Source organism: Roseateles sp. P5_E8 (assembly GCF_054177665.1).
Genome location: NZ_JBGCUM010000031.1, coordinates 29,469 through 37,314 on the forward strand (window position 1 = coordinate 29,469; position 7,846 = coordinate 37,314).

The following is a 7,846-nucleotide window of genomic DNA, read 5'->3' on the forward strand; positions in this document are numbered from 1 at the left end:
CATGCTGGCACTGCAACTGCCCGCCGAGGAGCTGGCCCATGGCCGCCCTTACGCCGAACGGGACGATGAGGAGTCGGCCTGGCATGACCGCGCGGCCTTGCAGTTATGGCATGGCGCGCTGGCGCCCTTGCTGTCGCGCAGCGGTCGCGCCGAAGCGGTGGCACGGCGGCTGTGCGAGCAGGCGCAGCGGCTGGCCCCCGAACTCGCGGCGCTCGACGACGCCGCGCTGCAAGCCCGTTTCCGTTCGCTGGGCCCGGCCCTGCGCCGGCAAGGCTTTAGGCGCGAGCCGGTCGCGCAGTGTTTCGCCATCGTGCGCGAGGCCGCCGGCCGCGTGCTGGGCTTGCGCCACTACGACTCGCAGCTCATGGCCGGCTGGTGGCTGCTGGGTGGCCACCTGGCCGAGATGGCCACCGGTGAAGGCAAGACCTTTGCCGCCACCTTGCCGGTCTGCGCGGCCGCGTTGGCCCGCCTGCCGGTGCACGTCATCACCGTCAATGACTACCTGGCCAGCCGCGACGCCGAAGCCATGGGGCCGCTTTACGCCTTCCTGGGCTTGAGCTGCAGCGCTGTCGTACACGGCATGAGCCGCGGCGAGCGCCGCCTCGCGTATGCCAGCGCCGTCTGCTACGCCAGCAACAAGGAACTCGCCTTCGACTACCTGCGCGACCGCGCTGCACTGCTGGATCGGGCCAGCCCCATGCACCTGGCGGTCGAGAGCCTGCGCGGCGAGCGTCAGGCCGAGGCCCAGGTCGTGCTGCGCGGGCTGTGCTTTGCCATCGTCGATGAGGCCGACAGCGTCTTCATCGACGAGGCGCGAACGCCGCTGATCCTGTCCCGCACGGCAGCTGTCGACGACGGCGCCGCATCGGGGTTGCAGGCCGCGCTCGAACTCGCCCGGGGCCTGCGGGCCGCCGAGCATTTCGACGTCGACATGGCACGCCGCCGCGTGCGCCTGACCGCGGTGGGCGAGGACATGCTCGAGTCCCTGGCTGACGACGCTGGCGGCTCGCCGAGCCCGCGTACCTTGCGCGAGAACGTCCAGCGCGCGCTGGCGGCGCTGTGGCTGTATGCCCGCGACGAGCACTACGTCGTCATCGACGACAAGGTCCAGATCGTCGACGCCTCCACCGGCCGCGTCATGCCCGACCGGGCCTGGGAGCAGGGCCTGCACCAGATGATCGAGTGCAAGGAAGGCGTGCCCGTCACCGGGCAGCGCGAGACCCTGGCGCGCATCACCTACCAGCGCCTCTTCAGGCGCTATCTGCACCTGGCCGGCATGACCGGCACCGCAACGGAAGTCGCGGCCGAGATCGGCCGAACCTACCGCCTGCCCGTGGCCCGCGTGCCCCTGCACCGACCCTCGCAACGCCGGGACCTGGGCCTGCGTTGCCTGCCCGACGCCGCCGCCAAGTGGCAGGCGGTGGCCGGCGCCGTCGAGCAAATGGCGGTGCAGCAAGGCCGGCCCGTGCTGATCGGCACCCGCACCGTGCGCGCCTCGGAGGAGATCAGCGCGGTGCTTGCGAGCCGCGGCCTCGTGCATGTCGTGCTGAACGCCAAGCAGGACCACGGCGAGGCCGAACTCATCGCGCAGGCCGGCCAGCCCGGCCGCATCACCGTGGCCACCAACATGGCCGGCCGCGGCACCGACATCCTGCTGGGCGACGGCGTCGCCAGCCGCGGCGGGCTGCACGTCATCCTCACCGAGTACAACGAATCACGCCGCATCGACCGCCAACTCGTCGGCCGCAGCGCGCGCCAGGGCGATCCCGGCAGCGCAGAAGCCATCGTGGCGCTCGACGACGAGGTCTTCACCAGTCACTCGCCGCGTGGCACCGCAGCCCTGCGGGCGTGGTGGCGCGCGCATGACCGACTGCCCGCGCCCGCAGTACGGCTGTTGCGCTGGCTGGCCCAGGGCCACCTCGAACGCATGAGCCGCGAGTCGCGTGAAGCCCAGGTGCGGCAGGACAGGCGCCTGGCGCAGATGCTGTCGTTCTCGGGTCGCGGGGAATGAGCTGAGCGGCTGAGGCGCTGGTGAACCAGTCGCTTGAGCCGAGGCGCGTCGGTGGGCCGCCGCTCGCAGCCCAGCTTCAAGCCACGCCAACACGCGCGATACTTTGTGCGGCGCCTTTGTGCGTCCGCGAACGCCTGGTTTCGTGTCGGCACGGAACCGCGCGTCGGCAGGGTTGAGGGCGCTGTGAGACAAGACCCGTCCACCTCTGGCCATCGTCCGCGTCCGCGTGCGGGTCGATGGTTGCCGGTGCCGCGCCAGCCATTGAAACCTCCTGACGAGGGAACTCGATTGACAACACAAGCCTGCTCTCACAGATGGCAAGCCGCGCTGATGGCGCGCGCGATGCTGGCTGCCACTTTCGTCGCCGCACCGTGCTGGGCGCAGACGACCAACAACGCCCCGCAGGAAGCCCGGGCGCCGACCGCAGCGCCAGCGGCGCGGCCGTGGATGGCGGCTGGGTCAGACCCGGCCGAGCGCGCTGCGCTGCTGCTCAAGGAGATGACGCTCACGGAAAAGCTGCAGCTGGTGTTCGGCTATTTCCCGAGCAAGGCCGAGTGGCAGAGGTCGCCCATCAAGAACTGGGAATCTGCCAAGGGTTCACTGCCCGACTCGGCGGGGTTCGTGCCCGGCGTCGAGCGGCTGGGCATTCCGCCGCAGTGGCAGACGGACGCCGGCATGGGCGTTGCCAGTCCACGCACGCCCACGCCTCGTCTGCGCACCTCCTTGCCGTCGGGCATCGCCACAGCGGCGACCTGGAACCCGGATCTGGCCGAGCAGGGCGGCGCGATGATCGGGCGCGAGGCCTTCCTGTCCGGCTTCAATGTTCAGCTGGCGGGCGGCATGAATCTCGTGCGCGAGCCGCGCAATGGCCGCAACTTCGAATACGGCGGCGAGGACCCACTGCTCTCCGGTGTCATCACCGGCCGCCAGATCAAGGGCGTGCAGTCCCAGCACGTCATCTCGACGATGAAGCACTTCGCCTTCAACGGCCAGGAGACCAACCGCTTCATCATGGATCACCGCATCGGCGAGCAGGCCGCCCGCCAGTCCGATCTGCTGGCCTTCGAGTTCGCCAATGAGATCGGCCGGCCCGGGGCGGTGATGTGCGCCTACAACCGCGTCAATGGCGCCTACGCCTGCGAGAGCGACTGGCTGCTCAATCAAGTCCTCAAGCGCGACTGGGGCTTCAAGGGCTATGTGATGACCGACTGGGGTGCGGGGCACTCGACTACCCAGGCTGCCCAGGCTGGCCTGGATCAGGAGTCCGGCTGGGCGTTCGACCGCTCGCCCTATTTCGCCGGTGCGCTGCGCGAGGCCGTCAACAACGGCCATGTCAGCCCCGCGCGCGTCGACGACATGGTCAGGCGCATCCTGTGGGCGATGTTCGCCAACGGCCTGTTCGATCATCCCGTGGCCGGTGATCGTGCCGACGCCATCGACGCCGTCGCCCACGCAGCCGTGGCCCGCGCCGACGCCGAGGAAGCGATCGTGCTGCTCAAGAATGATCACCAGCTGCTGCCGCTGGCCAAGGCGGCGCGCACGATCCTGCTCGTGGGCGCTCATGCCGATGTCGGCGTGCTGTCCGGTGGCGGCTCCAGCCAGGTCTACGGCCGTGACGCGCCGCCCGATGGGCTGGTGGTGGCCGATGAATACGGCAAGGGTTTCCCTGGCCCAAAGGTTTACCACCCCTCCTCGCCGCTGAAGGCCTTGCAGGCGCGAACGACCGCTCGCGTCACCTACCTCGATGGCAAGGACGTCAAGGCCGCAGCGGCCGCCGCACGCCGGGCCGACGTGGTGATCGTGTTCGCCGAGCAGTGGACCGGTGAGTCCATCGACGTGCCCGACCTGTCGCTGCCGGATCAGCAGGACACGCTGATCGACGAGATCGCGCGGGCCAACCCGGCCACCGTGGTGGTGCTGCAGACCGGCGGCCCGGTGCTGATGCCGTGGTTGTCGAAGGTCGGGGCGACATTGCAGGCCTGGTACCCGGGTACGTCCGGTGCGGACGCGATCGCCCGGGTGCTGACCGGCGAGGTCAACCCGTCGGGCCATCTGCCCGTCACGTTTCCTGCCTCGGTCAGTCAGCTGCCGCGCCCGGTGGTAGAAGGCGACCCGGCACTGGACCTCGATGCCCATCCGCTCAGCAACTACGACATCGAAGGCGCGGCGGTCGGCTACAAGTGGTTCGACAAGACTGGCGCCAAACCACTGTTCGCCTTCGGCCATGGGCTGTCGTACAGCCGGTTCGGCCTGGAGGGCCTCTCGGCTGCCCCGGCCGGCCAAGGCGTGGTGGCGCGCTTCAGCGTCACCAACCGGGGCACGCGGGCCGGCAAGACCGTCGCGCAGGTCTACGTGTCGGGCGCGGGCTGGGAGGCGCCGCGTCGGCTGGGCGCCTTCACCAAGGTGACGCTGGCACCGGGCGCGAGCGCGAAGGCCGAGGTCACGATCGACCCCCGGCTGCTGGCCACCTTCGACACCGCGACCCGCACCTGGCGGATCGCTGGCGGCGACTACAAGGTCATGCTCGCCTCATCCGCCGCGCAGACGCTGGAAACCGTGACCGTGCATCTCGATGCGCGCACGGTCGAGCAACCCAAGCACTGAGACGAACGCCATGCGACTGAACCTGGATCGACGCGACTTCCTGATCGGCGCGGGGGGCGCGCTCTCGGCAGCGGCCATCGGCGCCGCCCCGCGCGGCAGGGAGGTGCTGCTGCTGTGCTACTTCACCGGCCAGGACGAAGGCCGCGAGGGCCTGCGGCTGGCGATCAGCCATGACGGCTACAGCTTCAAGAGGCTGCGCTCCGGCGCGGGTTTCCTGACCCCCACGGTCGGTGAGAACCGGCTGATGCGAGATCCGTCGATAACGCAGGGACCGGACGGTGTCTATCACATGGTGTGGACCACCGACTGGTTTGGCGACGTGATCGGCCATGCCAGCTCGCGTGACCTGCTGAACTGGTCGCCGCAGCAGGCGATTCCGGTGATGCGCGCCTTTCCCGGGACGCGCAACACCTGGGCGCCGGAATGCGTCTATGACCCGGTTGAACGCCACTTCGTCATCTTCTGGTCCAGCAGCGTCGCGGGCCAGTTTGGCGCGACGGATCAAAAGGCTTTCGACGGCCTCGACCACCGGCCCTACTGCACCACGACACGGGACTTCCGCAGCTTCACGCCGACGCGGCTGTGGTTCGACCCCGGCTTCAATTCGATCGATTTCACGTTGCTGCGGCTCGACGGCGGCGCCCTGCGCGTGATCTTCAAGGACGAGACCCACGGCGCGAGGCTGGAGCGAAACCTGCGCACGGCCACCGCCGCGTCGCCACTCGGGCCGTTCGGCCCGGCCAGCCCGGCCTTCACCGAACACATGACCGAAGGCCCCACCGCCATCCGGCTGGGCGACCGCTACATCGTCTATTACGACATCTACGAGCAGCACCGCTTCGGAGCCCGCACCACGCGCGACTTCGTGACCTGGGACGACGTGACCTCGCGGGTGCAGTTTCCGCCAGACGCGCGCCATGGAACGGTGTTGCGCGTGCCCGCGGCACTGGCAGCCAAGCTGGAGGGGTAGGGCTCTTTCGCTTTCAGGGCGGCTGGCTTGAAGCTCGCACCAGCCGCCTGAGCCACGTGAGCGGCCTAACTAGACGAAGGCAATGACCCGCGCGATGCGGTCACCGCCCGCCACTCTGACGAGTTCGGCAGTTGCGGTGTGGCCGACGGAATGCCACTGGTACTGCGCGCCCATCACCCAGCCCGGCGCGTTGTTCTGCACCCAGGTGTCCACAAAGTTGGCGGTGAGCTGGCGCAGCCCTGCGTTGGGGATGGCCGCATTCAGCCCGGCGACGGCGGCGCCTGTCCAGTTCACCTGCACCACGCCGACCGCCAGCGAACCTTCCTTCCTGCGCACCTGCGCGCTCGCGCTTCCTGGTTGGTGCGCTGGCGCCGCGGGGCGCGCCTCGCGCATCGCTGCGCGCAGTGCGGCGTCCGACACATAGCTCGAGATCGGACTTTGGATGATGCCCAGCACCTGCGGGTTGCCCTGAGGGCAGTTCGACGTGACCGTCATGATCCCTTCGTCCGAGAACGTGGTGTTGGTGTCCCAGCCGCCGGAGCCTTCCACGCCGAAGAATGGGAAGAAGCCCGCCTCGAACGCGGCCTTGACCTCGGTATGGCTGCTCGCATCGACGGACTTGCCGGACGTGACGATGATGGAGATGCCGTCGACGATGAGCAGGGCGCTGGCGACGCGCGGGAGCGTGGCCGTCGGGCCGAAGAAGGTCGTCCAGTCCGGCGTGCCGTTCTGCCAGGTGTCGTTGTTGTTGTTGGAGTAGGCCAGCATCAGCGCCGCAGGCACGTACCAGGGCTGGTAAGTGGTCGGCCCTGCCGTGATGGTGCCGTTGGCGAGCGGCGTGTTCGGCACCGTGGTCACATGGGCGAAGTTGATCTGGATGTCGAGTTCGCTGGCGATGACCAGGCTGCTGACGGCGTCATAGCTGGCGTCGGTGCCGCCGAAGAAGTCCTCGAAGAAGCCTTCGACCCCGCCCTGCGCCCAGGTGTGGCTGACGTCGGACGACTCGGTCTGCGAGTTCAGGTTGACGCCGCCCGAGGGCGCGCCGGAGATGGTGTTGTCGATCGTCTCGATGGTCTGGTTGTAGGCCTTGATCGCGGTCTGGCCGCCGGCCGCATACCAGGCGATGTTGGCCTGCGTGACCGGGCCGTTGAGTGCGGCCTGGAACAGCCCCACGGTCTTGTTCGCCTGGTCGGGCGGCATGCCGCACGAGTAAGCCCACGCGGTGTAGACGGCGATGATGCTTTGGCCGGCGGTGGGCGGGTTCTTGGCCAGGTAGGTTTGCCACGCGGTGTAGTAGTCGCCCAGTGCGGCCTGGAAGGCGCCGGTTGCCGTGTCCTGGATGCGCGAGAGCAACGCCCCGTACTCGGACGAAAAGGTGTTGACGCCGCCGGGCGTCCAGTTGTTGACGATGGACATGGGCGGAATCGCGTCCATCAAGGCCCAGATTTCTTGTGAGGTCGCGCCGACGGCGATGTTGCCCTGGGCGAGCTGGAACTGCTGGTCGTTCAGGCTCAGCTGCGTGACGACGGCGTTGTAGTACTGCGCGGTCAGCGTTTGCATGGCTTCGGAAAGTGCGGACATCGTGGGTTCTCCTTGGGGGTTTCGGTCGGGGTGGCACCATTGATCCGGTGCTTCGACAAGCATGGAAGAACCCATCCGCCGCGTCTTCATGCGGCTCTTGCGTGGGGCGGTTCATCGCTTGCGTCCAGCGCAACTCGGCCGCCCGATTGATGCTCGATGAAGCGCAGCAAGGCGCGCATTTCGTCGGCCGTGCGCTCGCTGATGCTGGGCAGCGCGTGGGCGGTGCCGGGCCGGGCCTGAAGCACCTGCTGGCCGAGGCCGCGGATCAGCCAGTCCATGGAGATGTCGAGCGTGTCGCACAGCAGGGTGGCATGCGTCAGCGTGATCGGACCGCCACGCTTCCAGCGGCTGATGGCGGCCTCGTTGACGTGCAGGGCGCAGGCGAGTGCCGTCGCCTTGAAGTTGCCGCGCAGCTGCATGGCGGCGACGAGGCGGTCCCCGAAATGCCCATGCTCGGTCACCCAGTTCACGGTACTCAGCCCATCGCAAGTCCACAGGCGACAGGGCTTGGTGAGCTCGGGCGGGTCACCCGTACCCGAATGCAGTCCATGCGCATCGGACGGCGGTCGGTCGGCGGTGCGGTCACTGCTCATGTCAGGCCTCTTGATGAGCCGTCCGGATCGAGGTGGACGGGGTGGCGCTCACGCGCGTGAAGGGCGGCGAGGGCCAAGGCAGCCTGT

General features: G+C 68.6%; 5 protein-coding genes. 3 read left to right on the plus strand and 2 right to left on the minus strand.

Annotation, left to right across the window (positions count from 1 at the left end; translation table 11 throughout):
* Position 1: 1 nt before the first annotated feature.
* The 3 genes from ACXRVZ_RS17740 to ACXRVZ_RS17750 all read left to right on the plus strand — a co-directional run bounded on the left by ACXRVZ_RS17740 (position 2) and on the right by ACXRVZ_RS17750 (position 5,585).
* A complete protein-coding gene (locus ACXRVZ_RS17740; protein ID WP_457423940.1) occupies positions 2-2,011 on the plus strand; it encodes a preprotein translocase subunit SecA in 2,010 nt (669 codons plus the stop codon).
* Between the two features lie 342 nt (positions 2,012-2,353).
* A complete protein-coding gene (locus ACXRVZ_RS17745) occupies positions 2,354-4,615 on the plus strand; it encodes a glycoside hydrolase family 3 C-terminal domain-containing protein (protein WP_457423938.1) in 2,262 nt (753 codons plus the stop codon).
* A 10-nt stretch (positions 4,616-4,625) separates the two neighbouring features.
* Entirely contained in the window at positions 4,626-5,585 is a 960-nt protein-coding gene (locus tag ACXRVZ_RS17750; protein ID WP_457423936.1) for a glycoside hydrolase family 43 protein, read from the plus strand.
* Between the two features lie 69 nt (positions 5,586-5,654).
* On the opposite strand, the gene ACXRVZ_RS17755 is transcribed toward ACXRVZ_RS17750, so the two are convergent.
* Both ACXRVZ_RS17755 and ACXRVZ_RS17760 read right to left on the minus strand, forming a co-directional pair.
* Positions 5,655-7,166, minus strand: a complete 1,512-nt coding sequence (locus ACXRVZ_RS17755) for a hypothetical protein (RefSeq protein WP_457423934.1) — start codon at positions 7,164-7,166, stop codon at positions 5,655-5,657.
* An 86-nt stretch (positions 7,167-7,252) separates the two neighbouring features.
* Positions 7,253-7,759: a helix-turn-helix domain-containing protein gene (locus ACXRVZ_RS17760; RefSeq protein WP_457423932.1), complete on the minus strand. Its 507-nt coding sequence runs from the start codon at positions 7,757-7,759 to the stop codon at positions 7,253-7,255.
* Positions 7,760-7,846: the final 87 nt, after the last annotated feature.

Bases quoted from the DNA above. Each gene is read 5' to 3' on its own strand.
- ACXRVZ_RS17745 (WP_457423938.1), top strand. From the start codon at position 2,354: ATGCTGGCTGCCACTTTCGTCGCCGCACCGTGCTGGGCGCAGACGACC.
- ACXRVZ_RS17760 (WP_457423932.1), bottom strand. From the start codon at position 7,759: ATGAGCAGTGACCGCACCGCCGACCGACCGCCGTCCGATGCGCATGGA.
- ACXRVZ_RS17750 (WP_457423936.1), top strand. From the start codon at position 4,626: ATGCGACTGAACCTGGATCGACGCGACTTCCTGATCGGCGCGGGGGGC.
- ACXRVZ_RS17755 (WP_457423934.1), bottom strand. From the start codon at position 7,166: ATGTCCGCACTTTCCGAAGCCATGCAAACGCTGACCGCGCAGTACTAC.
- ACXRVZ_RS17740 (WP_457423940.1), top strand. From the start codon at position 2: ATGCTGGCACTGCAACTGCCCGCCGAGGAGCTGGCCCATGGCCGCCCT.